This window comes from Algibacter sp. 2305UL17-15, assembly GCF_040720935.1.
GTDB lineage: Bacteria > Bacteroidota > Bacteroidia > Flavobacteriales > Flavobacteriaceae > Jejuia.
The window spans coordinates 1-24,800 of record NZ_JBFDAE010000007.1 but is presented as its reverse complement, the minus strand read 5'-3'; the positions used below and the strand labels follow the sequence as shown (position 1 = coordinate 24,800).

Here is a 24,800-nt window from a genome sequence, read left to right as displayed (position 1 = left end):
AGTCATGAAACCCTTAAAGCAACTATTTTTTGTTTTTGTATTTGTAGCACTTGTTTACTCTTGTAAAAATGAAAACAAGCAAACCTCAACGACCTCTACAGATAGTAATTCTGAAACTTCAACCGAGCAAACTGGACAAGCTTTTATAGAAGATGATGAGGGAACACCCAATTGTTTGCAAATTGCCATTGGCTCTCCCGACCACAAAACACTTGTTGCCGCTGTTCAAGCTGCCCAAGTAGAGAACGCCTTGGTTAATGTTGGGCCACTTACTGTTTTTGCACCAACCGATGAGGCTTTTGCCGCCTTACCAGAAGGTACTGTTGAGGATTTGGTAAAACCTGAAAACAAAAAAACACTAGCAAACATTTTGAAATATCATGTTACCCCTGGTAATTTAAGCACAACCATTTTAACTAAACTTCCAAGACTGGGACAAGCCAACAATCAATATGTCAAAATAGAAGTCGTGGATGGCAAACCCGTAATTGGTGGGGCTAATATTGTTGCCTCGGTTAAAGCTGGAAATGGTATTGTACACGTTATCGATAAAGTTTTGCTCCCTCCTTCTGAATAATAAATAATACTAACTAAAATCTAATAACATGAAGACTATATTAAAATCTGTTATTGCAATGCTAAGTCTGCTTGTAGCATTCACAAGTTGTAATAATTCAGGAAAAAAATCTGGTGCCCTTGCTGGTAATGTAGCCGAAAAAGTTTACGTTGCTCCTGGAGAGCATGACGAGTTTTATGCATTTATTTCTGGTGGATTTAGTGGACAACTATCTGTTTACGGACTACCATCAGGACGTTTATTTAAAGTAATTCCTGTGTTTTCGCAAGATGCTGAAAAAGCTTATGGTTACAATGAAGAAACCAAACCTATGCTAAATACCTCTCATGGTTTTATACCTTGGGATGATTCTCACCACCCAGATATTTCACAAACTGCTGGAGAAATTGACGGCCGTTGGGTATTTATAAATGGAAACAATACACCTCGTATTGCAAAAATTGATTTAACAACTTTTGAAACGACTGAAATTATTGAGATACCAAATAGTGCTGGTAACCACAGTTCTTCTTTTGTAACGGAAAACACCGAATATGTGGTGGCAGGAACTCGTTTTTCTGTTCCAATTCCTCAAAAAGACATGCCTATAAAAGACTATAAAGGAAACTTTAAAGGCTCTTTATCTTTTATATCTGTTGACCCAGAACATGGTCATATGGACATTAAATTCCAATTAATCATGCCCGGGTTCGATTATGATTTATCACACCCTGGACGTGGAAAATCTCATGGTTGGTTCTTCTTTACAACTTATAATTCTGAAGAAGCAAGCACCCTTCTAGAGGTTAATGCCTCTCAAAACGATAAAGATTTTATTGCAGCAGTTAACTGGAAAAAAATTGAAGACTATGTAAACAATGGTGGTGGTACAAAAATGCCAGCAAACTATGCGCACAACGTGTATGATGAAAGTACACATATGGCAACATCTACAATGAAAAAGGAAGTACTTACTGTAAATCCTTTAGATGTTCCTGGAGCTGTATATTTCTTGCCAACACCAAAATCGCCTCACGGGTGTGATGTTGACCCTTCCGGGGAATACATTGTTGGTAACGGAAAACTTTCAGCTAACCTTACAGTACATTCATTTACAAAAATGCTTGATGCTATTGAGAACAAAAAATTTGCTGGTGATGCTTATGGTATTCCAATCTTAAACTTTGAAGATGTTTTAGCAGGTTCTGTTGAGCAACCAGGTTTAGGGCCTTTACATACCGAATTTGATGGAAAAGGGAATGCCTATACAACATTCTTTATTTCTTCTGAAGTTGTAAAATGGAAACTAGGCACTTGGGAAGTGGTTGATAGACAACCTTGTTACTACTCTGTTGGCCATTTAATGATTCCCGGAGGAAACTCCCAAAAACCATTTGGCAAATACGTTGTAGCAATGAACAAAATTACTAAAGACCGTTATTTGCCAACAGGTCCTGAGGTAACACAATCTGCGCAACTCTATGATATTTCTGGTGATAAAATGGAACTGTTATTAGATTTCCCAACAATTGGCGAGCCTCATTACGCTGCTGGTTGTCCTGCAGATTTAATAAAACCGCGTTCTAAAAAGATTTTCAATTTAGCTGATAACAAACATCCTTTTGCTACTAAAAATGAAATGGACACCAAAGTTGTTAGAGACGGTAAAACGGTTCATATATATATGACTACGATTCGAAGCCACTTTGCACCAGATAATATTGAAGGCATCAAAGTTGGAGATAAGGTATTTTTCCATATTACCAACTTAGAACAAGATTACGATGTGCCTCATGGTGTAAGTATGATTGGAGCAAATACTTCTGAATTACTGATTATGCCAGGGCAAACGGAAACTTTTCTATGGGAACCAAAACAAGAAGGTGTATGGCCATTCTATTGCACAGATTTCTGTTCCGCATTACACCAAGAAATGCAAGGTTACGTTCGTGTATCTGCTACAAATGCTAATACACCGTTAAAATGGTCTCTAGGTGAAGATATAGAATAACCATTACAAAATTAAATTGCATAAAATTAGGGAGATTTTGTTTTAGTGTTTATTTCCCTATTAAGGCGAGAGTAAATTATTTCGCTCTCGCCTTTCTTTTTAAAACATTAAAATTCCTGCGAAGGCAGGAATCCAAAAAAACATTTCTTTAATAATATTTTGAATGTTTAATACTCTTGAATGAAAAACAAGGGGAATGCCTTAAAAAAGAATAGTATAACTAAAAACTAGATTCCCGTTTTCACGGGAAATATACAGATGAAAAAGTCAAACTTCATCATGCTTATTGCAGCTTTATTGCCGTTGGGATTGTTTCTATTTCCGCTTTGGAGAATCACATTAGAAGCACCACAATACCCTACGCCACTTGCTATGAATATCCATATTAATGATTTTTCAGATGTGCATCCTCACGACATTAAAAACATCAACTTAATGAATCATTATGTGGGCATGAAGTATATTCCTGAGGCGATACCAGAGTTTAAGATTTTTCCTATAGGAATTATTATTACTACTATTATTGGAATAATCATTGCATTCAGGGGCACTTATAAATGGTTTTTGTACTGGTTCATTTTAATGGTGGTTTTAAGTGCTGCGGGCTTGTATGATTTCTATTTATGGGAGCATGATTACGGGCATGACCTAGACCCCAAAGCCATTATGAAATTTACCAATCCAGACGGCACAGTTATGGGTTTTCAGCCGCCTTTATTTGGGAGTAAAGACATCCTGAATTTTAAAGCACATTCATACCCTAGACTTGGCGCGCTCTTTTTAGGTCTTGGGATAGCTGGTTCATTTATTGCTTTTTTAGTAGGAAAGAAAAAACATAAAAAATCTTTGGTTATGTAGAAAAGAGAAAGACAAAACACTAAAATAATGAAAACACTAAAACACTATTCAACAATAGCATTAATACTGATGCTCATCAGCTGTAATGTCTCGCCCAAACCCATAGAATATGGGAGCGATGGTTGTTATTTTTGCAAAATGACGATTGTAGATAAAGTTCACGCAGCAGAAATAGTAACCAAAAAAGGAAAAGTCTATAAATTTGATGCCACAGAATGTATGATTAATTTTATGGATGATTTTGACACGTCAGAGATAGCCTTATACCTATCCAACAACTACACAGAACCTGAAGCTCTAATTGACGCTACAAAAGCCACTTTTTTAATAAGCGAAAACATCCCCAGCCCAATGGGTGCTTTTTTATCAGCTTTCAAAAATAGAGCTGATGCTGAAAAAACACAAGTAGAAAAAGGAGGCGACTTATATACATGGACAGAATTACTAGCAAAATTTAAAGACTAGTAGCATGAAAAACTTAATCATTTTTTTATCAGTCATTTTAATGGCTAACACAACTATTGCTCAAACTATTGAAGTTTGCAATACCTGTACAATTTCTACATTGAAAGCAGCTATTTACCAAGCGAAAGATTTTGATACCATCATTGTTAAAAAGGGCATTTACAAAGAGCATAAAATTTTAGTTGACAAACCATTAACTATTATCGGCAAAAACTACCCCGTTATTGATGGCGAATTAAAAGGGGAAATCATTACTATAATTTCAGATAATGTAACCGTTGATGGCTTATTCATTCTAAACGTTGGCACTAGCTATACTGAAGATTTTGCTGCCATTAGAGTTGCAAAAAGCAAAAATTTCGTCATTAAAAATTTAGTTTTAGAAAAGCTGTTTTTTGGTATTTATATTGAAAAATCGAGTTACGGAAAAGTGTTTCACAATAAAATAATTGGTGATGCTGTGGAAGAATATAGCTCTGGAAATGGCATCCAACTATGGTATAGTAATCATATTGAAATAGAACATAATTATGTTGAGCATGTTCGCGATGGTATTTATCTAGAGTTTTCAGATGATTGTTTAATTAAAAATAATGTAAGTGCAGAAAACTTACGCTATGGCTTACATTTCATGTTTTCTAACAATGACATTTATCAAGATAACACCTTTGAAAACAACGGTGCCGGAGTTGCCGTTATGTTCTCTAAAAAAATAAAAATGCTTAATAACATATTTAAAGAAAATTGGGGAACAGCATCTTACGGTATGCTTTTAAAAGAGATTAATGATGCCGAAATTATTGGTAATACTTTTGAAGAAAACACCATTGGCATTAACATTGAAGGCTCAAACAGAATTATATATAAACACAATAATTTTAAAAATAATGGTTGGGCAATTAAAGTGCGGGGGGCGTGCTATACCAATCATTTTTTAGAAAACAACTTTCTGTACAATTCCTTTGATATTGCTTACAACAGTAAAGTTAACGACAATGTTTTTGACAGAAACTTTTGGAGTAATTACACAGGTTACGATCTTGATAAAAATGGTGTTGGCGATGTACCATACAGACCTGTTAAGTTATTTTCATACATTGTAAATCGCACTCCAGAAACCATTATTTTATTGCGGAGTATGTTTATAGATATTATCGATTTTTCAGAAAAAGTATCACCAGTTTTTACGCCCGATAATTTACTGGACAATAATCCATTAACAAAACAAATAACATGGTAAGCATTCAAAACTTACATAAAAAATTCGGCAAAAACCAAGTGTTAAGTGGCTTAGATTTGAGTATTAGCGAAGGTGGTATTTTCGCAGTCCTTGGGCCAAATGGCTCGGGAAAAACCACGTTGATAAAATCTATTCTGGGCATGGTTATCCCAAATAAAGGGGATATTTCTGTGCTTGGAGAAAACATTAAAAAAAGTTCAGATTACCGACATAAAATTGATTATTTACCACAAATAGCCAACTTCCCTAGTAATTTAAAAGTGAAAGAATTAATTAGAATGATTAAGGATTTGCGCCAAAATACTGATGAGGATGAGCGGTTAATCAAACTCTTTAAACTAGAACCTTTTTTGGACAAAAAACTAGGAACCCTTTCTGGAGGCACAAAACAAAAAGTGAACATTGTTTTAACCTTTATGTTTGATAGTCCTTTAATTATTCTCGATGAGCCCACAACTGGATTAGACCCTATTTCCCTCATTAGATTAAAAGATTTAATTCAAAAAGAAAAAGCCAAAGGAAAAACCATTCTAATAACCTCGCATATTATGAGTTTTGTTGAAGAGGTATCAGACGAAATTGTGTTTTTATTAGAAGGCAAAATATACTTTAAAGGCACTATTTCAGAATTAAAAAACCAAACCAATCAACCGGATTTCGAACATGCCATAGCATCTATACTTACAGAAAACCATGCTTAAAATATTAAAATATAGTTTTTACGATTTAATGCGTAGCCGTTGGAGCTATGTGTATTTTGCGTTCTATTTATTGCTTGGTGTTGTGCTTTTGTTTTTAAACAACGACCTTTCAAAAGCAGTCATCACTTTAATGAATGTCATCATTGTGCTTGTACCATTAATTGGAACTATTTTTGGCGTGATGTACTATTATAATTCCAAAGAATTCACAGAATTGTTATTAGCACAACCCTTAAAACGCTCGTCTATATTTTTAGGTCAGTATTTAGGGGTAGCTTTATCACTTTCCATGAGTTTAATTTTAGGTCTAGGCATCCCATTTGTGTTTTACGGTTTGTTTGAAAGTAGTGCCATTTGGGATTTTTCACTACTGCTTATCACAGGAACATTTTTAACACTAATATTCACGGCGTTAGCTTTTAATATCGCTTTGTCAAACGAAAATAAAATCAAAGGTTTTGGGTACGCTATTTTACTTTGGTTGTTTTTAGCCATTATTTACGACGGCCTGTTTTTAATGACATTAATAATGTTTGAAGACTATCCGTTAGATAAATTATCGTTAGTTGGCACGATGCTTAACCCCATAGATTTATCGAGAACACTCATTCTTTTAAAATTGGATATTTCAGCTTTATTAGGATATACAGGAGCTGTTTTTAAGCAATTCTTTGGTACTAATTTCGGACTTATAGTATCATTTACAACCTTAATAGTTTGGGTAATTCTGCCCGTATTACGAATTGTCTTTAAATCGAAGAAGAAAGACTTTTAATCTAGTCCATCTTTTTAAAACCTTACTAAATCGCCACAAATTTAATACCAGACAGGCAATAAGCAATGATGAAATTGCAGATGTTATGACATATGTGTACAACTCATGGGATAATAACAAAACAAACGTAACCAAAGCTCGAGTTGACGTTGTTAAAAACGACCACTAACCCTATTCTATATTTAAGAAAATGCGAACTATTTTAAGACTGGCAACGAGGATTTTGTTCATCTCATGCCTATCAACAACTTATTGTCAGTCTGAAATAGTTCCTATTAAAGGCGGCACATATACACCGCTATACGGTAGAGATTCTTTACAAGTTTCTATTTCAGATTTTGAAATGGATGTGTATCCCGTAACTAACCAGGAATATTTAGAATTCGTTAAAAAATATCCTAAATGGCAACGTTCTCAAGTAAAGAATCTATTTGCAGACGGTAATTATTTAAGGGATTGGATTTCTGATACTGAAATAGGAAAACATCAATCTTTAAATGCTCCCATTACAAATGTTTCTTGGTTCGCAGCTAGTAATTATTGCGAATGTCAAGGTAAACGATTACCAACAATTGACGAATGGGAATATGTGGCAATGGCTAACAAAACCATGGCAGACGCCCGAAAATTAGAAGATTATAATAAATACATTTTGGGCTGGTATGAAAAGCCTAAAACCTTTAATAATCCTATTGGCTCAACCTTTAAAAATTATTGGGGTGTTTATTATTTACATGGATTGGTTTGGGAATGGACCTTAGATTTTAATTCCGTTATGATTTCGGGCGAATCCAGAAAAGATGTAGATAATGATAGTAATCTGTTCTGTGGAAGCGCAGCCATTGGCGCCACCGATTTAATGAATTATGCCCCATTTATGCGATATGCAACCCGAGGTAGTTTAAAAGCAAAATATGCCATGAAAAATTTGGGGTTTAGTTGTGTTAAATAGATTTTTTGTCATTCCGGAGTTTATACTTAGCGCAGTCGAAGTAAAGGCAGGAATCTCATAAATTAAATGATGCATTACAAATACATAATTATCCTTTTTACGTTATTGACATCATTCATAGCATGCAAAAATGATAAATCCAATTCGGGAAATAATGAGTTAGCATTATACCAATGTCCGATGACATGTGAGGGCGAGAAAACCTTCAATCAATTTGGGAGTTGTTCCGTTTGTAAAATGGATTTAAAACAAATCGAACAAAAATCTACCATCGCAAACAATGAAATTTCAGATGCATCTATTTTCAATTTAACTTCAAAATGGAACACAGAAGAAAACGAAACCATTCAGCTTGAAAATTTAAAAGGAAAAACCTTAGTCATGGCTATGATTTACACAACCTGTAAAGCAGCTACAAAGACCATTTTTGTAAAGTGTATCCCAAAACACAGCTAACAACTGATATTCCATACTAAAAAAAAGCGCATGTGTTTTGGAAAACACTAATTATTGGGTTTGTTTTTCTTTTTGGTGTTGGATTGTTGGCCGTATAAATACTATATAGTGAACCTGCGAGGTTTCAAATCCCGATAGCTATCGGGACTTGTAGGTTTCTATTGTTAATTAGTAATAATACCTACAAGGTCAAAACAAGACCTCGCAGAAAACCTTATTAATCATTGAAATTCAACTTAGTCCATCTATTTAAATTCAGAAATAAAAACTTTATCGCCAGAACTCATCATCAATTTTATCCTCAAAATTCCCTTCTTGATGTATTTCTTCAATTAAAGCCAATTGTGCTTCCGTAGCCACCTTTTGAATTTCAGGAAACAACACACGCTCTTCAAAACGAATATGTTTGTCTAATTCCTCTTCAATCTTACTTAAAGTTTGAGCTTCATCTTCAGATTCTGTAAATAAACGCCTTAATCGCCTATGGTCTGCCATGGCTCTTTTCACAAGGTCATGCTCTTCATTTAAAATAGTGAAAATATGCGCTTCTTCCTTTTCAAAATGAGGGATTAAATGATTTTCAAAAAACCAATCGGCATAAACCTTTATCCGTTTTGGTTCAATATTCTTACTGAATCCAGCTCTTATTTTCCAGGATAATAATAATCCATGATGATGCTCTCTACTTAGTGGTTGTAGCGCTTTATGTCGTTTCTGTGGTTTATGGTTCATATGATTTTGTTTTTAAAATATTAATAATAATGCTCCCAATGCCCAAGGGTAAAAATAGACTGGAAACAAATAGAAAAAGATAATAGTTTGGAATAACTCCTACTTGAAAATAAAACATCCCGCCTTGAAGAATTAAAAATAATTCAGTTAAAATGAAACCTAAAATAAACGTATAGATTCCAAAATTTAGCCAGACATTAAAAGCAACCCACTTATTTTGTAAAATGAAACCAAATAAAAATCCTGTGATAACGCCCAACATCAGTAAATGAATAAACCCAATAACAAGATTTCTATGTTGATAGGCAACGTCTGAAATTTCAGGAATAAGCGATAGTAATTGCGTTCCTATTTTTAAAATCAAACAAAATATAGCAAAGACATATATGTAAATAGTAAGTTTTGAGTTGTTTTTTAAAAGGAATAGCTGATGCGGTTTTATTAGATTTAAAAATAAAACAACGGTAACTAATTGGAGCAAAACCCCTATTCCATTAGCCCATAATAAAGCGCAATGAGGCGCAAACCAGTTTATAGGCAACGCCATTGTTAATACCGTTGAAACTATTAAAAGCACAAAAAACAACCTAAATTGTTTGGAGTCTTTAAGTTGTAGAACATGAAAAAACAGAGCGGTAACCACTATTAAAAACCAGCCATTAAACTGAAAATGCAAAAAGAATTGAATGGCTATTTGGTAAAAAGCCGAAGCCTGACCAAGCATAGACACCGCTGGCCCCAAACACCACACTCCAACAGTAGATAATAGCATAAACACTAATGAAGCTTTCAGTAATTTTCGAGTAACTATGGTTTTTGTTTTATGGTGTTTCCAAATAAGATACACAAAATAGTAACTGCAAAAAATGTGCAATGTTGAAAACGTTATGGAAATAGCCGCATACCCTTGAAACGGAAAACTAAGCAGCATACCAATTACAGAAAATTGAGTTAACCAAAATAACCTATTGTATATGGGCTTTTTCTCTGGTACAAAATAATGCACAATAAGTACATACAACATTAAATACACCCAGCCTAACATAGCAACATGGGAGTGGGCATGTACTAAAAACCTATTGTTGATGTTAAGCTCGCCAACAAACATATACCGCAACATGCCCCCCAATAAAGCGGCTATTAAAAAATTAACCAAGCATGTAACTACATGTTTTTTTAACATAATGATGATGATTACATCCGTTAAAATTAAAAATTCCAGAAAGACCTAGCGCTTCTGGAATTTAGGATAAATAAAACCAAAGACAACATACTAACCAAATTGTTGCTCCAATTTTATGGCCTTAGGGAATAAAATATTGTTTTCTAAATGAATGTGTAAATGCAAATCTTTTTCAAATTCTTCAAGCATAGCAAATGTTACTTTGTAAGTATTACAAGCATCTGCTGGCGGATTGTAATTATCAGTAAGTTCTGCAATTTGTCTAAAGCGTTCGCCTTCGTTGTCGTGCTCTTGCATCATCATTGCAATGGGGTTTTCAACCGTTCCAAACTGTGGCGATTGTACGGCGCCTTCCCCTAAAACAGCATTCACCATTTTTTTAACAAAAGGAAATAATATGAGCTCCTCTTTTTTCATATGTGCTGCCAACTCGCCTGCCGAGGCAGTAAACAGTTCATTAATTTTCAATAATTCTGGATGACGCTCGCCATGAACACGACACAGTTTATCCAAAAACTGACGCAATACAGGAATTTTTTCTTCCACGTAACGGTGGTGTTTTTTTTCAATATAATCGATTAACAAATCCAACGGCCACGCTTTATAATCTATAGATTCTCCACCTTTTTGGTTTAAAACGTTCTGGAGTTCATCTAATAAAACGTTGCTATCTATTCCTTTTTTTTCGCAAGCTTCCTCAACAGACCTATTGCCGTTGCAACAAAAATCTATTTTATATTTTGAAAAAACCGCTGCCGTTCTATAATCCTCGGCTACAAACTGCCCTATTTGTTTTTCTGAATCTTTTTGTAATGTTACCATAATTATTTATTTCGGATAATTTTATCCTATTTATATTCAAATTTTTTTTGAGTGAAACTCAATTTTCAAACTGAAAATTGTAAGTTGAACTCATCCCAATTTTATATTGGGATCTTTTCAACTATTTTAAAATTATATTTTTAAAAACGAAGCACCCGATTTTATATTCAGTGCCAATTCTTCTAAACTTGTATTCTCTAGCATAAACTTCAATTCATCTCTAACCACTTTAAATTTATCGTGTACTGGACAAGGGTGGTTTTCATCACAGGTGTGCAATCCCAATCCGCATCCATTATAAATGTTATCACCATCAATGGCATTTACAATTTGAGATAATTTAATACTTTTAATTTTGTTCACATCAATTTCAAACCCACCATGCGCCCCTTTTACAGAACTTACAACCTCGTTTCTAACCAATGCTTGCAAAATTTTTGCTGTAAAAGCTTGAGGCGAATCTATTTCCTTTGCAATCTCTTTTGGGCTTACACGCACGCCCTCATAGGATTTGGTTGCAATAAAAATTGCTGCTTTAATACCATATTCACAAGCTTTTGAAAACATTGAGTTGAATTAATTTGATACAAAGATATAAAGATATTTTAATTAGGACAAATTTATCTTAATTAAATGATAACAGAAGAATTTTAAAATCTATTTGGTATTAGAATTGATTTTTATACCATACTTTTTGCCATTCGCGTTTTAATATTAAAAAGGCAACGTCTTCTGAAAGTTTTAAGATATCATCACCATCTAAAGCCTTGACTTGCTTTTCTGAAACATCAATAATATAAAGTAGATTCAAATAGTCCGTAAACTTTTCTTGAATGAGTTTATACACCGTTTCATGAAGTATAAGCTTTAAACTTGACGGCAAGACGTCTTCATGAAAGTCTAAATCTATATTAGCTAAAAGAAAATCTTTATTAAGTTGAAGAATTAATTTTTTGTATAGATCCAATTGATTGGCTTCTTCAATCAATCCATTAAAAGTAGTAGGTAACTGCATTAAACCGTTCTATTCATTAAATTGTTACCAAATGTTTTAAGTAATTGTTTTTTATCTTCTGAAATATGTAAAGATTGTAAGACAGTAAAGGCTTTATTCGTATAATTTTTAATAGCAGTTTTTGTCGCTTCGGCTGAACCAGAGGTCACAAAAAACTGTTTAGCCACTTCTATTTTGGTGGAAATATCTTCAGGATCGGAAGCAAACAATTCACTTAATTCAACTTTATCAGCATCATTTGAAAACTCTAAGGCCTTTAAATACAAATAGGTTTTCTTGTTTTCGATAATATCACCTCCTACTTGTTTTCCAAATGTTTTAGGGTCGCCAAAGGCATCTAAATAATCATCTTGCAATTGAAATGCAATCCCTAGATTTTTACCAAATTCATAAATATTATATTGGTCATCTTCTGAAGCATCAGCCACAATAGCTCCCATTTTCATTGCTGCACCAACTAAAACTGCTGTTTTATATTCAATCATTTTTAAATACTCTGGAATGGTAACATTGTTTCTGGTTTCAAAATCCACATCATATTGCTGGCCTTCACAAACTTCTAAAGCTGTTTTACTAAATAATTTTGCTAAAGCCTGAAATGTAGTCGCATCATAATTTTCAAATAATTGATATGCCATAATCAACATCGCATCACCTGAAAGAATTCCAGTATTAACATCCCATTTTTCATGAACCGTTTGCTGTCCTCTTCTCAATGGTGCATCGTCCATAATATCATCATGCACTAAAGAAAAGTTGTGAAACACCTCAACACTCAACGCTGCATGTAATGCTTTTTTATAATCGCCGTTAAAAATATCAGCGGTCATTAAAGTTAATACGGGTCTTAACCTCTTGCCTCCTAAACCTAATATATAATCAATAGGCTCATAAAGATTTTTAGGCTCCTTGATTACTGAATAGTCTTGTAAATAAGCAATAAATTGGTCTTGGTATTTTTCTATTGAAAGCATTGCGCAAAAATAATGGATTTTAACATACTTAAATAACTTCAACTTAAAGGATATGTTAAATAATCATTAAAACTTTGGAAACTTTTTTTGTTTCTAAAGTTTCCATACCTATATTTGCACTCGATTATGAGAGAAAAAATTCTAATTGGAGCTACTGATTTGTTTTTAAACTACGGGTTTAAAAGTGTCACAATGGATGATATAGCCAATAAACTGGGTATATCTAAAAAAACCATATATCAACACTTTGATAATAAAACAAAGTTGGTTCAGGCTTCAACACTACAATTATTTGAGTTTATTTCCGAAGGCATCAATCACATTTGTGCTTTAGAAAAAAATCCTATCGAAGAAATTTATAGCATTAAACAATTTATAATGGAGCATCTTAAGAACGAGAAATCATCTCCGCAATATCAGCTTCAAAAGTATTACCCAAGAATTTTTAAAACCTTAAAGGAAAAACAATTTTGCACCATGCAAGATTGTGTTACCAATAACCTTAACAGAGGTATTCAACTTGGTCTATATAGAGACACCATACATATGGATTTTATTTCAAGAATCTATTTTAACGCTATGATAGTTATTAAAGACAAAGACTTGTTTCCTGAGGATAAATTTTCAATGCCTATGCTGATGAACAACTACCTAGAATATCATTTACGAGGTATCTGTACGCCAAAAGGCTTAGAAATAGTAACTAATTACATCAATTCTAATCAATCATAAAAATGAAACACAAACTAATACTATGTTTTAGTTTATTAATCTCTATTGGGGTGTTTGCTCAAGAAACGCCCCAAAGTTTTTCGCTACAAGAAGCGATAAATTATGCCTTAGAGAATAACAGACATATAAAAAATGCCGATTTAAATATACTGGCAGCAAAACATCAAGTTTGGGAAACTACAGCTCGTGGATTACCACAAATTAATGGTGCGGTAGATTATTCTATCTATCTAAAGACACCTTTTGATATTAACTCATTACCAGAAGACAGCTCATTTAGGTTTTTCTTTCCGAAGCATAATTTAACGCCCAGTATCACCTTATCACAATTACTTTTTGACGGTGGGTATATTGTTGGATTACAATCTAATAAAGTGTTTTTAGAAATAACTGAGAACGCAAAAAACAAAACCACAAATGAAGTGGAGAATCAAATGGTTAATGCGTATAACAATGCATTATTAACCAAGGAAAGTATAGAAATTACAAAAAACAACATTGACGTTTTACAATCTAATTTAGAGGAAACTACCAAAATCTTCGAAAATGGTTTAACAGAAGAGGAAGATGTAGAGCAATTGCAATTAACATTGAACAGCCTTGAAATAAACCTTAAAAACCTAGAAACACTTTACGATATTTCTAAAGGTTATGTAAAAATTCTTTTGGGCATAGATCCAAACGGGCCTATTACCTTAACAGATACACTTGACGATTTAATTGCTGAAAATATTTCGTTGGAATTGATCAGCAACGAACATTCCGTAACCAATAATATCGACTACAAGATTGCAGCAAATGAAGCCGTAAGCAAAGGTTTAGAATACAAGCTTGAAAGATCTAATCAGCTACCAAAAATCAATGCGTTTGTAACTTCAAATTACTTGGGGTATAGCGATTCTTTTTCAAATTATTTTAGAAAAGAACAGGATTGGTTATTCACAACGATAGGTGGTGTTAGCATTACGTTCCCCATTTTTAGTTCTTTCGGCGGAAAATCAAAAAGACAAAAAGCAAAAGTAGAATGGGATGTTGCAAAAAACAATCTCATAATTGAAGAAAACCAATTAACTCTTGAATTCAGAAATGCTAAAAACGAATACAATCTAGCCATTGAAACCTATGCCAACAAGCAAAAAAACTTAGCATTAGCCGAGAAAATCGAAAAGAAAAACACCGTAAAATATAAGGAAGGTATTGCCAGCAGCTTCGATTTAAGACAGGCACAAATGCAATTATACGGCAGCCAACAAGAATATTTACAGTCCATTATAGACGTTATCAATAAAAAAGCAACTCTTAAAAACTTATTAAATATTAAATAACTACGACCATGAAACATTTATATATACTATTTATTAGCGCCATTATATTGACTTCATGTGGCGGGGACAAAAACAAATCCGTTGAAGATATTATTGCTTCAAATGATTTAGAGCTAATGAGACAAAAGAAAACGGAGTTGGATGTAAAAGTTCAAGAAATTTCAGCGCAGCTGAAACAATTAGAAAAAGAAATTAAAACTTTAGACCCACAGGAAAAAATTCCATTAATAACGACAATTACAGCTAAAGAAGGTGTTTTTAATCACTTTGTAGAATTACAAGGCAATGTAAGCACAAAACAAAATGTGGTAATAACTGCAGAGTATGGCGGCGTTTTAAGTAACGTTTATGTTAAAGAGGGACAAAAAGTTCGCAAGGGACAAACGCTTGCCAAGATTGACGATGGCGGTTTAAGTCAGCAATTGGCACAAGTAAAAATTCAAACCGAATTGGCAAAAACCACTTTTGAACGACAAGCGCGTCTTTGGGAACAAAAAATTGGGAGTGAAATTCAATATTTACAAGCCAAATCCACTTACGAAGCGCAACAACAGGCAGTAAATCAATTACAACAACAAGTTGGAAAAACCTTGGCTAGAGCACCTTTTTCCGGAACCATTGATGATGTGATAACAGAACAAGGAAGTGTAGTTGCTCCTGGGCAATCTCAATTATTCAGAATAGTGAATTTAGATGACATGTATGTTGAAACAGATGTACCAGAAGCATATGTTTCAGAAATAGTTCCAGGTAAATCTGTAAAAGTGAACTTTCCAGTTTTGGGAAAAGAAGTAGATGCAAAAGTGCGTCAAGCAGGAAACTTTATCAATCCTGCAAATAGAACCTTTAAAGTTGAAATTGCCCTTCCAAATAAAGGCATCACGGTAAAACCAAATCTTACCGCAAAACTTAAGATAAACGATTACACCAACAATACTGCAATTTTAATCCCTCAAAGTATCATTTCTGAAAATGCTGAAGGCGAACAATTCGTTTACACAATTTCGGATAAAGCAGACAAAAAAGCCAAAGCAAAACGTGCAATTATAGAGACTGGAAAAACGCAAGGCGATAATATTGAAGTGCTTTCTGGAATCAAAAATGGAGACGAAATTATTGATGAAGGTGCAAGAAGTGTTAAGGATGGACAGGAAGTGAAGATTCTAATCAGTCAGTAGTTTTTAGACTCTAGTTTTTAGACTCTAGTTTTTAGAAAATTAAAATTAAAAAACATGAAAGAAATTAAATTCAACTTTGAAGATTTAAAGGTTTATCAAAAATCTCTTGATTTCATAGATAGCGCATACAAACAGACTAACAAGTTTCCGAAAAGTGAAGATTACGCACTAAGTTCTCAATTCAAAAGAGCATCAGTTTCCATTGCACTAAATATTGCAGAAGGCTCGGGAGACACTAATGCTCAATTCAATAGGTTTTTAAATATTTCCAATGGCTCTATAAAAGAATGTGTTGTCTGTTCAACAATAGCTAAAAGACTAAATTATCTAAGTGAAGATGCAGATTACGACAACAGACTCCGACTTGAAGAATTATCAAAAATGACCTCTGGACTTCAAAAATACCTGAAAACCAATAAGGGTAATTCTAACAACTAATGACTAAAAACTAATGACTGATAAAAATAAAAAGAAAGTAGATAAAGAATTCGCACTCTCCTCATGGGCCATCAACAACAAAACCACCATGTATGTTTTAATCGCGCTTATTTTGGTGTTAGGTGCTGGAGCTTACTTTAGCATGCCGCGTGAGAACTTCCCAGAGATTAAAGAAACTAAAATCTACATTAGTTCTGTATATCCAGGAAATACTGCCGAAGATATTGAAAAGCTAATTACCGACCCTATTGAGGACAAACTCAAAACGGTAAGTAACGTAATTGAAATAACCTCAACATCACAGGAAGATTACTCTATAGTTGTTGTTGAATTTGACGAAAACATTACTGTTGAAGCGGCAAAACAAAAGGTAAAAGATGAGATAGATTCTGAAACTTCAGGTGAGGATTGGCCAACATTTAATGGCGCAAAGGTTGAACCTAATATATTCGACTTGAGTATGTCTGAAGAAATCCCGATACTAAACATCAATATTTCGGGCGATTACCCAGTTGATAAACTTAAAGAATTTGGCGAATATTTAGAAGATGAAATTGAAGGGCTTGAAGAAATCAAGCAGGTAGATATTCGTGGCGCACAAGAAAAGGAAGTTGAAGTAGCCGTTGATATTTATAAAATGATGGCTGCCCAGGTAAGTTTTGATGACATCATCAACACCATTAGCAGGGAAAACATGACCATGTCTGCCGGTAATTTAATAAGTAGCGGACAGCGTCGTACCATTCGTATTATAGGTGAAATTGAAGACCCAAAAGAACTAGAGAATTTTGTTGTAAAATCCGAAAAAGGAAACCCTATTTATTTAAGGGATGTTGCAAAAGTGACATTTAAAGATGAAGACAAAACCACATATGCTAGAGAGTTTGGACATCCAGTTGTGATGCTAGATGTAAAAAAACGTGCTGGTAAAAATATGGTTGCTGCTGCGGAAAAAATTCAAAAAATCAAGGATGACGCAGTAGAAAATGTATTTCCACCAGATTTAACCGTTACTATAGCTAACGATCAATCAGCAAAAACCATTGGTCAGGTGGATGATTTGGTAAACAATATCATCTTCGGGATTATTCTCGTAGTTACCGTTTTAATGTTCTTTTTAGGATTTAAAAACGCCTTATTTGTCGGTTTTGCCATTCCTATGTCCATGTTTATGTCGCTTATGATATTGAATTATTTGGGCTATACCATGAACACTATGATTCTTTTTGGTTTAATTATGGGACTTGGTATGCTTGTAGATAATGGAATTGTTGTCGTAGAAAACGCCTATCGTTTAATGTCTGATGAAGGCATGAGCCGCATTGAAGCTGCTAAAAAAGGCATTGGTGAAATTGCATTTCCTATTATTATTTCTACCGCCACAACTGTCGCTGCATTTATTCCACTTGGGCTTTGGCCCGGGGTTATGGGACAGTTTATGATTTACTTCCCAATCACACTTTCGGTTGTTTTAGGGTCTTCATTATTTGTGGCCATATTTTTCAATTCCGTTTTGGTATCCCGATACATGACTATTGAAGACAAAGAAATGCCGTATAAAAATATCATCAAACTTTCTGCAATTATTGGCGGTATCGGATTATTAATTTTAATTTTCGGAGGAAGTGCCCGTGGTTTAGGAAGTGTCATGATTTTTTCAATCATCTTACTTTGGGCGTATCGTTTGTTCTTGAGAAATTGGGCCAATGGTTTTCAAAATAAAATCTTACCACGTTGGGAACGTGCTTACGAAAAATCACTTCGCTTTGCGTTAAGTGGAAAAAAACCTGCACTAATCACCATTGGCACTTTTGTTTTGCTAATTGTAGCTTTTATGGGCTTTGGTGCTTCCGTTGGAAGTCAACGGACAAAAGTGGAATTCTTCCCAGATAACACGCCAAATCAAATTATAGTTTACATTGAATATCCTGAAGGTACAGATATTAAAAAAACAAATGCCATTACTAAAGACATTGAAGAACGCGTTTATAAAATCATCAATGACGAAGCTTATATGCACGGAGATTTCAATTTCTTAACCGAAAGTGCAGTTTCTCAAGTGGGCGAAGGCGCAGGAAATCCACAAACTGATGGTGGTTCTGCTGCTGAAATGCCGCATCGTGGAAAAATAACAGCCACCATGAGAGAGTATAAATTCAGGGATGGTGCCGATAGTAATGTGTTGCTTAAAAAAGTACAAGAAGATTTAAAGGGCATTTATCCTGGGGTTGCCATTTCAGTTGAAAAAGATGCGGTTGGACCTCCAGCAGGTTATCCTATAAACTTAGAATTAAAAGGAGAAGACTATTCTGAGTTGATTGCTACTGCTGAAAAAATGCGTGATTATATCAATACTAAAAACATACAAGGGATTGATGAGTTAAAAATTGACGTGAACAAGTCTAAACCTTCAATGCAAGTAGTAGTTGACAGAAAAAAAGCTGGTGAATTAGGCGTCACTTCAGGACAGGTTGGACAACAATTACGAAACTCTATTTTTGGGGCAAAAGCTGGGATTTATAAAAAAGAAGGTGAAGATTATGATATCTATGTCCGTTTTAATGAAGAAAACCGCTATAACACTAGTGCGCTTTTCAACCAGAGAATCACATTTAGGGACATGGCTTCTGGACAAATAAAAGAAATCCCTGTCTCTACCGTTGCCAAACAAACCAATAATTCTGGTTTTAGTGCCATAAAACACAGAGAAGTAAAGCGTGTGGTAACTTTATACTCTGCTTTAGCGCCTGGTTTTACAGATGCTGCAGCAATTGTTTCAAAAATTCAAAATGAAATGCAAGGGTTTACTGAACAACCTGATAGCGTAAAAATTAATTATACAGGTCAAATTGAAGAACAAAACAAACAAATGGCATTCTTAATGGGTGCGTTCTTTACTGGTTTAGGCTTAATTTTCTTCATATTGATATTCCAATTTAATTCGGTTTCAAAACCGGCTATCATTATGTTGGCTATTTTCTTGAGTTTAATTGGTGTATTTGGAGGCATTGTAATAACAGGAAGTGCCTTTGTAATTATGATGACCATGATGGGAATTATTTCCCTCGCTGGAATTGTAGTGAACAACGGTGTGGTATTACTCGATTACACCCAACTTTTAATAGACAGAAGAAAAGTAAAGCTCGATTTAGAAGACGATCAATATTTGCTCAAGGAAGATTTAGTTGAAGCCATCGTAAAAGGCGGAAAAGCACGTTTACGTCCTGTATTGTTAACTGCGATTACAACTATTTTAGGATTGATTCCTTTAGCAACAGGTCTAAATATCAATTTCTTTACCTTATTTAGTGAGTTTGATGCCAATATTTACGTAGGTGGTGATAACGTAATTTTCTGGGGACCATTGGCATGGACCGTTATTTATGGTCTATTTATAGCAACATTTTTAACGCTTATTGTGGTTCCTATTCTATTCTTTTTAATAACAAAATTAAAAATGAATCTATTTAAAAACAGAACTGCAGATAGAAATCTAGTTGTTCAAGAACAAACTTTTTATATGGATAAACAACTTGAAGAAGTATAAAATCAAATAGAAATTTTTTAATAGTTTGACTAATTCAATTATTATACTGGAAAGAGCCACTAATTTATTGTGGCTCTTTTCATTTTGACTTAGTCATTCTGAACTTGTTTCAGAATCTCATTAACAGAACATCAAATTCAATAAGTAAATACCATGATAATCATATATCTTATGTAAATTTGCACCTCAATTTTCACGATAATGTACAGAAGTCATAATTGCGGCGAATTAAGCGCTGCACATATTAATACAGAAGTAACCTTAGCAGGTTGGGTTCAAAAATCTAGAGATAAAGGTTTTATTGTTTGGGTAGATTTAAGAGACCGTTACGGCATAACGCAATTGGTTTTTGATGAAGAGCGCACTTCAAAAGACCTTATAGATCAAGCTCAAAATTTGGGCCGGGAATTTGTCATTCAGGTGAAGGGAAAAGTGATTGAACGCGCTTCAAAAAATGCAAATATTCCAACAGGAGATATTGAAATTTTAGTTTCAGAATTAAAAGTTTTAAACGAATCAATTTTGCCACCTTTCACCATTGAAGACAAAACCGATGGTGGTGAAGATATCAGAATGAAATATCGCTATTTGGATATTCGTCGAAACCCAGTAAAAAACAGCTTGATTTTTAGACATAAGGTTACACAAGAAGTCCGCAATTATCTTTCTAAAGAAGGGTTTATTGAAGTTGAAACACCCTATTTAATAAAGTCAACGCCTGAGGGCGCCCGCGATTTTGTGGTCCCTTCTAGAATGAATGAAGGTCAGTTTTATGCCTTACCACAATCGCCACAAACCTTCAAGCAACTGCTGATGGTTGGCGGTATGGATAAATATTTTCAGATTGTAAAATGTTTTAGGGATGAAGATTTACGTGCCGACAGACAACCTGAATTCACACAAATAGATTGTGAAATGGCGTTTATTGAACAAGAAGATATTTTAAATGCTTTTGAAGGGTTGACCCGCCATTTATTAAAAGAAGTTAATGGTGTTGACGTTGAAAAATTCCCAAGATTATTATATGATGATGCGATGCGTTTGTATGGAAATGATAAACCAGACATTCGTTTTGGAATGCAGTTTGGAGAATTAAACGAAGTAGCTCAACACAAAGATTTTGGTGTTTTTAATAATGCTGAATTAGTAGTCGGGATTGCAGTTCCCGGAGGAAACAGTTACACAAGAAAAGAAATCGATAAATTAATTGACTGGGTAAAACGTCCACAAGTTGGTGCTTTAGGCATGATCTATTCTAGATGTAATGATGATGGGACTTTTAAATCTTCAGTAGATAAATTCTACGACCAAGACGATTTAAGAAAATGGGCAGAAGTTACAGGTGCAAAACCGGGCGATTTAATTTGTGTGCTTTCTGGAAATACTAATAAAGTAAGAGCGCAATTAAGTGCCTTACGTATGGAATTAGCAGAACGTTTAGGATTACGCAATCCTAAAGAGTTTGCGCCGCTTTGGGTTATGGATTTCCCGTTATTGGAATGGGATGAAAACACAGAACGCTACCACGCCATGCATCATCCATTTACCTCGCCAAAACCAGGACAGTTAGAGTTATTAAAAACAAATCCAGGCGAAGTTAAAGCCAATGCTTATGATTTGGTATTAAACGGTAATGAAATTGGAGGAGGCTCCATTCGTATTCACGATAAGCAAACACAGTCCTTGATGTTCGATTATTTAGGGTTTACACCTGAAGAAGCCAAAGCACAGTTCGGATTTTTAATGGATGCCTTTCAATATGGCGCGCCACCTCATGGCGGTTTAGCCTTTGGACTGGATAGATTGGTGGCTATTTTGGGCGGACAAGAAACCATCCGTGATTTTATTGCATTCCCAAAAAACAATTCTGGGCGCGATGTGATGATAGACGCTCCCGCTGCAATTGATGATGAACAGTTAACAGAATTAGGTTTACAACTTAATTTGAAATCATAATTTTAAAATCCTGCTTTTGCAGGATTTTTTAGTAGTTTTAAAAAATGGCTAAGAGTTTTAAAAGCATCTTACGTAAATTTTTAATTTGGAAATACAAACATATTTCCGAACGTCAATTTATATACATGCTAAGTATTCTTGTTGGCTTTCTTGCGGGAATGGGTACGGTTATGCTAAAAAACCTCACGCACACTATACGTTCACTTTTTGGCGACTACGTGTTTAAAGACTACCAAACATCGCTCTATTTTGTGTTACCAATAATTGGCTTATTGCTCGTTTACATTATCAAACAAACATGGTTAAAAAAACATATTGGCCATGGTATTTCTACAACGCTTCACGCCATTTCAAAACTTAACGGCATTATTCCCAGATATAATATTTATGCAGCTCTAATTACCGCACCCTTAACGGTTGGCTTTGGTGGTTCTGTAGGGTTGCAAGGGCCAGCGGTAAGCGTTGGTGCAGCATTAGGTTCCAACGCAGCACGATTGTTCCACATGAACACAAAAACAAGAATGTTGCTCATTGGTTGTGCGGCAGCAGGTGCTATGGCATCTATGTTTAAAGCACCTATTGCAGCTATCATTTTCGCTATTGAGATTTTTAGTTTAGATATTGCATTCGCATCACTTGTACCGCTTTTACTGGCATCGGTTTCAGCAGTAGTCACCTCCTATTTTTTCTTGGGTACAGATGTGCTATTACGCTTTGAACTCATAGATAAATTTCAAATAAACGACATTGGTTTTTACACCGTTTTAGGGGTCGTAACCGGCTTAATGTCCGTCTATTTTTCAAAAGTATTTTTCGGAATTACCAATTTTTTCAAACGATTTGAAAGCCGTGCAAAGAGGCTAATAATCGGTGGTTTAGCTATTGGCACCATGCTATATATCATTCCGCCACTTTACGGTGAGGGTTATGGTATTATGAACAACCTATTAAAAGGAGATCATTTAGCCGCCATTGGCAACACGCCTTTTAATTTCGATTTAGAGAATATTTGGATTGTCATTGGCCTACTTTTAGGTATTACAATTTTTAAGGCCATTGCCATGACCACCACCTTTGGCGCAGGAGGTGTTGGTGGTGTGTTTATTCCAACGCTGGTTATGGGTAGCGCTTTAGGAAATGCCTTTGCTAAGGTGATAAATAATATGGGATTAGATTTTCATGTTTCGGAATCCAATTTCACTTTAATTGGGATGACGGGTTTAATGGCAGGTGTCTTACACGCCCCACTTACCGCTATTTTCTTAATTGCCGAAATTACAGGAGGTTACGAGTTGTTTGTGCCCTTAATGCTAGTTGCCGCGATATCCTTTTCAATTACCAAATATTTTATTTCGCACTCTATTTACACATTAAAATTGGCAGAGCGTGGGGAATTAATCACGCACGATAAAGACAAAAATGTATTGATGATGATGGAAATTGATAAAGTGATTGAAACAAACTTTATCATTTTAACACCCGAAATGACACTACGAGAAGTACTGGAAAACGCCGTAGCCAAATCATCAAGAAACCACTTCCCCGTGGTTAGTAAAACGCATCAATTTTTAGGTGTCATTCGTTTAGACGATATTAGACATATGATGTTCAACACGGAGCTTTACGATAAAGTAGATGTTCAAAGTTTAATGCACGCCGACCATGGCATTATAAATTACGACGAAGATTCCATGAACGACATCATGAAAAAATTCAAAACTAGTGGTGCATGGAATTTACCAGTCATCAAAAACGGAAAATATTATGGTTACATCTCAAAATCTAAGTTGTTGACCGCTTACAGGCGTCAGTTAATTAATGTAACGCAATAAACTTGTTCAGACTTGACAGGTTTTAAAAACCTCTTATGTTTGTATTCAATAAATGATAGTATCAATCCAAAGCGTTTTATTAAAATGATAGAACTTAATACAGACCCAAAAGTAGCGACAGTTTTCAACAACTATCCAAAAAATATAAAAGAAAAATTGCTACACCTAAGAGCACTCGTTTTAGAAACCGCAAACGAGACTGAAACCATAACCCAACTAGAAGAAACATTAAAATGGGGAGAACCAAGTTATATCACAAAAATTGGGAGCACCATTAGAATAGACTGGAAAGCTAAAACGCCAAATCAGTACGCTATGTATTTTAAATGCACCAGTAAACTTGTGTCCACGTTCAAAGTTCAGTACACAAACACTTTTAATTTTGAAGGTTCACGAGCTATAGTTTTCAATTTAGAAGATGAAATACCAGAAGAAGCATTAAAAAACTGCATCAAAGCAGCACTAACCTACCATAAAGTAAAACATCTACCCAGTTTGGGAATTTAACATCCAGAGGTTTTATTAGTATCTTTGTACAAGAAAATAACACCATGAAATATCTTATATTCATCTTATTCCTCGCCTCGGCAAGTTTAATTGTGACTGGATTTATAATAACATCCGACAACTCACAAAAGCTGATTGGCTCAGGAGTTGCCCTATTATTTTTAGTGGTCTTCCCGTTGTTTTCATATTACCGCTGGAAGGACAAAGACCTTAAAGATTATATGCTCACAAAAGAGAACTTGGATAAAATGAGGGAGAATCAACGTCGTAAAAAGTATTAATATTTGGGCGTTACCACAAGGGTCGGGCTTTCCGCTCCAAGTCCTCGCTCGTACCTCGCTGTGGGCTTTCCACTACAATCCCTAACGCGGTTTTGTCCGCAGTTGGCAGTATTCAGCTGGCAATTTGGTTACTATCTGTAATTAGAATTTAGAATTTAGAATTTAGAATTTAGAATTTAGAATTTAGAATTTAGAATTTAGAATTTAGAATTTAGAATTTAGAATTTAGAATTTAGAATTTAGAATTTAGAATTTAGAATTTAG

The 24,800-nt window shown here is 34.6% G+C and carries 23 protein-coding genes; 17 read left to right on the top strand and 6 right to left on the bottom strand.

Annotated features, from left to right (window positions below; genetic code table 11):
- The first annotated feature begins 4 nt into the window (after positions 1 to 4).
- The 9 genes from ABXQ82_RS09050 to ABXQ82_RS09010 all read left to right on the top strand — a co-directional run bounded on the left by ABXQ82_RS09050 (position 5) and on the right by ABXQ82_RS09010 (position 8,014).
- The gene (locus ABXQ82_RS09050) at positions 5 to 577 is read left to right on the top strand and encodes a fasciclin domain-containing protein (protein WP_367058100.1); all 573 of its coding nucleotides are present in this window, start codon (positions 5 to 7) and stop codon (positions 575 to 577) included.
- A gap of 28 nt (positions 578 to 605) precedes the next feature.
- Positions 606 to 2,567: a Sec-dependent nitrous-oxide reductase gene (gene nosZ, locus ABXQ82_RS09045; RefSeq protein ID WP_367058097.1), complete on the top strand. Its 1,962-nt coding sequence runs from the start codon at positions 606 to 608 to the stop codon at positions 2,565 to 2,567.
- Between the two features lie 258 nt (positions 2,568 to 2,825).
- Complete coding sequence (locus tag ABXQ82_RS09040; protein ID WP_367058094.1) at positions 2,826 to 3,425, top strand: hypothetical protein; 600 nt, start codon at positions 2,826 to 2,828, stop codon at positions 3,423 to 3,425.
- 27 nt (positions 3,426 to 3,452) lie between these two features.
- A complete protein-coding gene (locus ABXQ82_RS09035; protein ID WP_367058091.1) occupies positions 3,453 to 3,890 on the top strand; it encodes a nitrous oxide reductase accessory protein NosL in 438 nt (145 codons plus the stop codon).
- Between the two features lie 4 nt (positions 3,891 to 3,894).
- On the top strand, positions 3,895 to 5,130 hold the full coding sequence (locus tag ABXQ82_RS09030) for a nitrous oxide reductase family maturation protein NosD (protein WP_367058088.1): 1,236 nt from the start codon (positions 3,895 to 3,897) through the stop codon (positions 5,128 to 5,130).
- Positions 5,124 to 5,831, top strand: a complete 708-nt coding sequence (locus tag ABXQ82_RS09025) for an ABC transporter ATP-binding protein (protein WP_367058085.1) — start codon at positions 5,124 to 5,126, stop codon at positions 5,829 to 5,831. The genes ABXQ82_RS09030 and ABXQ82_RS09025 overlap by 7 nt, the downstream gene beginning before the upstream one ends.
- Complete coding sequence (locus ABXQ82_RS09020) at positions 5,824 to 6,606, top strand: ABC transporter permease (RefSeq protein ID WP_367058082.1); 783 nt, start codon at positions 5,824 to 5,826, stop codon at positions 6,604 to 6,606. Before ABXQ82_RS09025 ends, ABXQ82_RS09020 begins: the two co-directional genes overlap by 8 nt.
- 190 nt (positions 6,607 to 6,796) lie before the next feature.
- Positions 6,797 to 7,558 carry a formylglycine-generating enzyme family protein gene (locus ABXQ82_RS09015; protein ID WP_367058079.1) on the top strand — a complete coding sequence of 254 codons (762 nt, stop codon included), beginning with the start codon at positions 6,797 to 6,799 and terminating at the stop codon, positions 7,556 to 7,558.
- A 66-nt stretch (positions 7,559 to 7,624) separates the two neighbouring features.
- Complete coding sequence (locus ABXQ82_RS09010; RefSeq protein WP_367058076.1) at positions 7,625 to 8,014, top strand: heavy metal-binding domain-containing protein; 390 nt, start codon at positions 7,625 to 7,627, stop codon at positions 8,012 to 8,014.
- Between the two features lie 270 nt (positions 8,015 to 8,284).
- Here the strand turns inward: ABXQ82_RS09010 and ABXQ82_RS09005 are convergent, their stop codons facing one another.
- From ABXQ82_RS09005 to ABXQ82_RS08980, 6 genes are all read right to left on the bottom strand, one after another.
- Positions 8,285 to 8,746: a hemerythrin domain-containing protein gene (locus ABXQ82_RS09005; RefSeq protein ID WP_367058073.1), complete on the bottom strand. Its 462-nt coding sequence runs from the start codon at positions 8,744 to 8,746 to the stop codon at positions 8,285 to 8,287.
- Complete coding sequence (locus tag ABXQ82_RS09000; protein ID WP_367058070.1) at positions 8,736 to 9,929, bottom strand: hypothetical protein; 1,194 nt, start codon at positions 9,927 to 9,929, stop codon at positions 8,736 to 8,738. Before ABXQ82_RS09000 ends, ABXQ82_RS09005 begins: the two co-directional genes overlap by 11 nt.
- 90 nt (positions 9,930 to 10,019) lie before the next feature.
- Positions 10,020 to 10,751 (bottom strand): iron-sulfur cluster repair di-iron protein, encoded by a 732-nt coding sequence (gene ric / locus ABXQ82_RS08995; RefSeq protein ID WP_367058067.1) that lies wholly within the window; start codon positions 10,749 to 10,751, stop codon positions 10,020 to 10,022.
- A gap of 132 nt (positions 10,752 to 10,883) precedes the next feature.
- A complete protein-coding gene (locus tag ABXQ82_RS08990) occupies positions 10,884 to 11,318 on the bottom strand; it encodes an Rrf2 family transcriptional regulator (protein ID WP_367058064.1) in 435 nt (144 codons plus the stop codon).
- A 100-nt stretch (positions 11,319 to 11,418) separates the two neighbouring features.
- A complete protein-coding gene (locus ABXQ82_RS08985) occupies positions 11,419 to 11,766 on the bottom strand; it encodes a hypothetical protein (RefSeq protein WP_367058061.1) in 348 nt (115 codons plus the stop codon).
- Complete coding sequence (locus ABXQ82_RS08980) at positions 11,766 to 12,740, bottom strand: polyprenyl synthetase family protein (protein WP_367058058.1); 975 nt, start codon at positions 12,738 to 12,740, stop codon at positions 11,766 to 11,768. Before ABXQ82_RS08980 ends, ABXQ82_RS08985 begins: the two co-directional genes overlap by 1 nt.
- Positions 12,741 to 12,866: 126 nt before the next feature.
- On the opposite strand from ABXQ82_RS08980, the gene ABXQ82_RS08975 reads away from it, so the two are divergent.
- The 8 genes from ABXQ82_RS08975 to ABXQ82_RS08940 all read left to right on the top strand — a co-directional run bounded on the left by ABXQ82_RS08975 (position 12,867) and on the right by ABXQ82_RS08940 (position 24,255).
- Positions 12,867 to 13,472, top strand: a complete 606-nt coding sequence (locus tag ABXQ82_RS08975; RefSeq protein ID WP_367058055.1) for a TetR/AcrR family transcriptional regulator — start codon at positions 12,867 to 12,869, stop codon at positions 13,470 to 13,472.
- 2 nt (positions 13,473 to 13,474) lie between these two features.
- Positions 13,475 to 14,797, top strand: a complete 1,323-nt coding sequence (locus ABXQ82_RS08970; RefSeq protein ID WP_367058052.1) for a TolC family protein — start codon at positions 13,475 to 13,477, stop codon at positions 14,795 to 14,797.
- A gap of 8 nt (positions 14,798 to 14,805) precedes the next feature.
- Positions 14,806 to 15,975 (top strand): efflux RND transporter periplasmic adaptor subunit, encoded by a 1,170-nt coding sequence (locus ABXQ82_RS08965; RefSeq protein ID WP_367058049.1) that lies wholly within the window; start codon positions 14,806 to 14,808, stop codon positions 15,973 to 15,975.
- Between the two features lie 54 nt (positions 15,976 to 16,029).
- Positions 16,030 to 16,413 (top strand): four helix bundle protein, encoded by a 384-nt coding sequence (locus ABXQ82_RS08960; protein WP_367058046.1) that lies wholly within the window; start codon positions 16,030 to 16,032, stop codon positions 16,411 to 16,413.
- Between the two features lie 13 nt (positions 16,414 to 16,426).
- The gene (locus ABXQ82_RS08955) at positions 16,427 to 19,960 is read left to right on the top strand and encodes an efflux RND transporter permease subunit (protein WP_367058044.1); all 3,534 of its coding nucleotides are present in this window, start codon (positions 16,427 to 16,429) and stop codon (positions 19,958 to 19,960) included.
- 201 nt (positions 19,961 to 20,161) lie between these two features.
- Positions 20,162 to 21,916, top strand: a complete 1,755-nt coding sequence (gene aspS, locus ABXQ82_RS08950; RefSeq protein ID WP_367058041.1) for an aspartate--tRNA ligase — start codon at positions 20,162 to 20,164, stop codon at positions 21,914 to 21,916.
- Between the two features lie 44 nt (positions 21,917 to 21,960).
- Positions 21,961 to 23,748, top strand: coding sequence for a chloride channel protein (locus tag ABXQ82_RS08945; RefSeq protein WP_367058038.1), 1,788 nt, complete (start codon positions 21,961 to 21,963; stop codon positions 23,746 to 23,748).
- Between the two features lie 39 nt (positions 23,749 to 23,787).
- The gene (locus ABXQ82_RS08940; RefSeq protein ID WP_367058036.1) at positions 23,788 to 24,255 is read left to right on the top strand and encodes a DUF1801 domain-containing protein; all 468 of its coding nucleotides are present in this window, start codon (positions 23,788 to 23,790) and stop codon (positions 24,253 to 24,255) included.
- The last annotated feature ends 545 nt before the right edge of the window (positions 24,256 to 24,800 follow it).

What these genes read in the sequence shown, in the direction of transcription:
- ABXQ82_RS09050 (WP_367058100.1), top strand. Translation starts at nt 5, where the DNA reads ATGAAACCCTTAAAGCAACTATTTTTTGTTTTTGTATTTGTAGCACTT.
- nosZ (WP_367058097.1), top strand. Translation starts at nt 606, where the DNA reads ATGAAGACTATATTAAAATCTGTTATTGCAATGCTAAGTCTGCTTGTA.
- ABXQ82_RS09040 (WP_367058094.1), top strand. Translation starts at nt 2,826, where the DNA reads ATGAAAAAGTCAAACTTCATCATGCTTATTGCAGCTTTATTGCCGTTG.
- ABXQ82_RS09035 (WP_367058091.1), top strand. Translation starts at nt 3,453, where the DNA reads ATGAAAACACTAAAACACTATTCAACAATAGCATTAATACTGATGCTC.
- ABXQ82_RS09030 (WP_367058088.1), top strand. Translation starts at nt 3,895, where the DNA reads ATGAAAAACTTAATCATTTTTTTATCAGTCATTTTAATGGCTAACACA.
- ABXQ82_RS09025 (WP_367058085.1), top strand. Translation starts at nt 5,124, where the DNA reads ATGGTAAGCATTCAAAACTTACATAAAAAATTCGGCAAAAACCAAGTG.
- ABXQ82_RS09020 (WP_367058082.1), top strand. Translation starts at nt 5,824, where the DNA reads ATGCTTAAAATATTAAAATATAGTTTTTACGATTTAATGCGTAGCCGT.
- ABXQ82_RS09015 (WP_367058079.1), top strand. Translation starts at nt 6,797, where the DNA reads ATGCGAACTATTTTAAGACTGGCAACGAGGATTTTGTTCATCTCATGC.
- ABXQ82_RS09010 (WP_367058076.1), top strand. Translation starts at nt 7,625, where the DNA reads ATGATGCATTACAAATACATAATTATCCTTTTTACGTTATTGACATCA.
- ABXQ82_RS09005 (WP_367058073.1), bottom strand. Translation starts at nt 8,746, where the DNA reads ATGAACCATAAACCACAGAAACGACATAAAGCGCTACAACCACTAAGT.
- ABXQ82_RS09000 (WP_367058070.1), bottom strand. Translation starts at nt 9,929, where the DNA reads ATGTTAAAAAAACATGTAGTTACATGCTTGGTTAATTTTTTAATAGCC.
- ric (WP_367058067.1), bottom strand. Translation starts at nt 10,751, where the DNA reads ATGGTAACATTACAAAAAGATTCAGAAAAACAAATAGGGCAGTTTGTA.
- ABXQ82_RS08990 (WP_367058064.1), bottom strand. Translation starts at nt 11,318, where the DNA reads ATGTTTTCAAAAGCTTGTGAATATGGTATTAAAGCAGCAATTTTTATT.
- ABXQ82_RS08985 (WP_367058061.1), bottom strand. Translation starts at nt 11,766, where the DNA reads ATGCAGTTACCTACTACTTTTAATGGATTGATTGAAGAAGCCAATCAA.
- ABXQ82_RS08980 (WP_367058058.1), bottom strand. Translation starts at nt 12,740, where the DNA reads ATGCTTTCAATAGAAAAATACCAAGACCAATTTATTGCTTATTTACAA.
- ABXQ82_RS08975 (WP_367058055.1), top strand. Translation starts at nt 12,867, where the DNA reads ATGAGAGAAAAAATTCTAATTGGAGCTACTGATTTGTTTTTAAACTAC.
- ABXQ82_RS08970 (WP_367058052.1), top strand. Translation starts at nt 13,475, where the DNA reads ATGAAACACAAACTAATACTATGTTTTAGTTTATTAATCTCTATTGGG.
- ABXQ82_RS08965 (WP_367058049.1), top strand. Translation starts at nt 14,806, where the DNA reads ATGAAACATTTATATATACTATTTATTAGCGCCATTATATTGACTTCA.
- ABXQ82_RS08960 (WP_367058046.1), top strand. Translation starts at nt 16,030, where the DNA reads ATGAAAGAAATTAAATTCAACTTTGAAGATTTAAAGGTTTATCAAAAA.
- ABXQ82_RS08955 (WP_367058044.1), top strand. Translation starts at nt 16,427, where the DNA reads ATGACTGATAAAAATAAAAAGAAAGTAGATAAAGAATTCGCACTCTCC.
- aspS (WP_367058041.1), top strand. Translation starts at nt 20,162, where the DNA reads ATGTACAGAAGTCATAATTGCGGCGAATTAAGCGCTGCACATATTAAT.
- ABXQ82_RS08945 (WP_367058038.1), top strand. Translation starts at nt 21,961, where the DNA reads ATGGCTAAGAGTTTTAAAAGCATCTTACGTAAATTTTTAATTTGGAAA.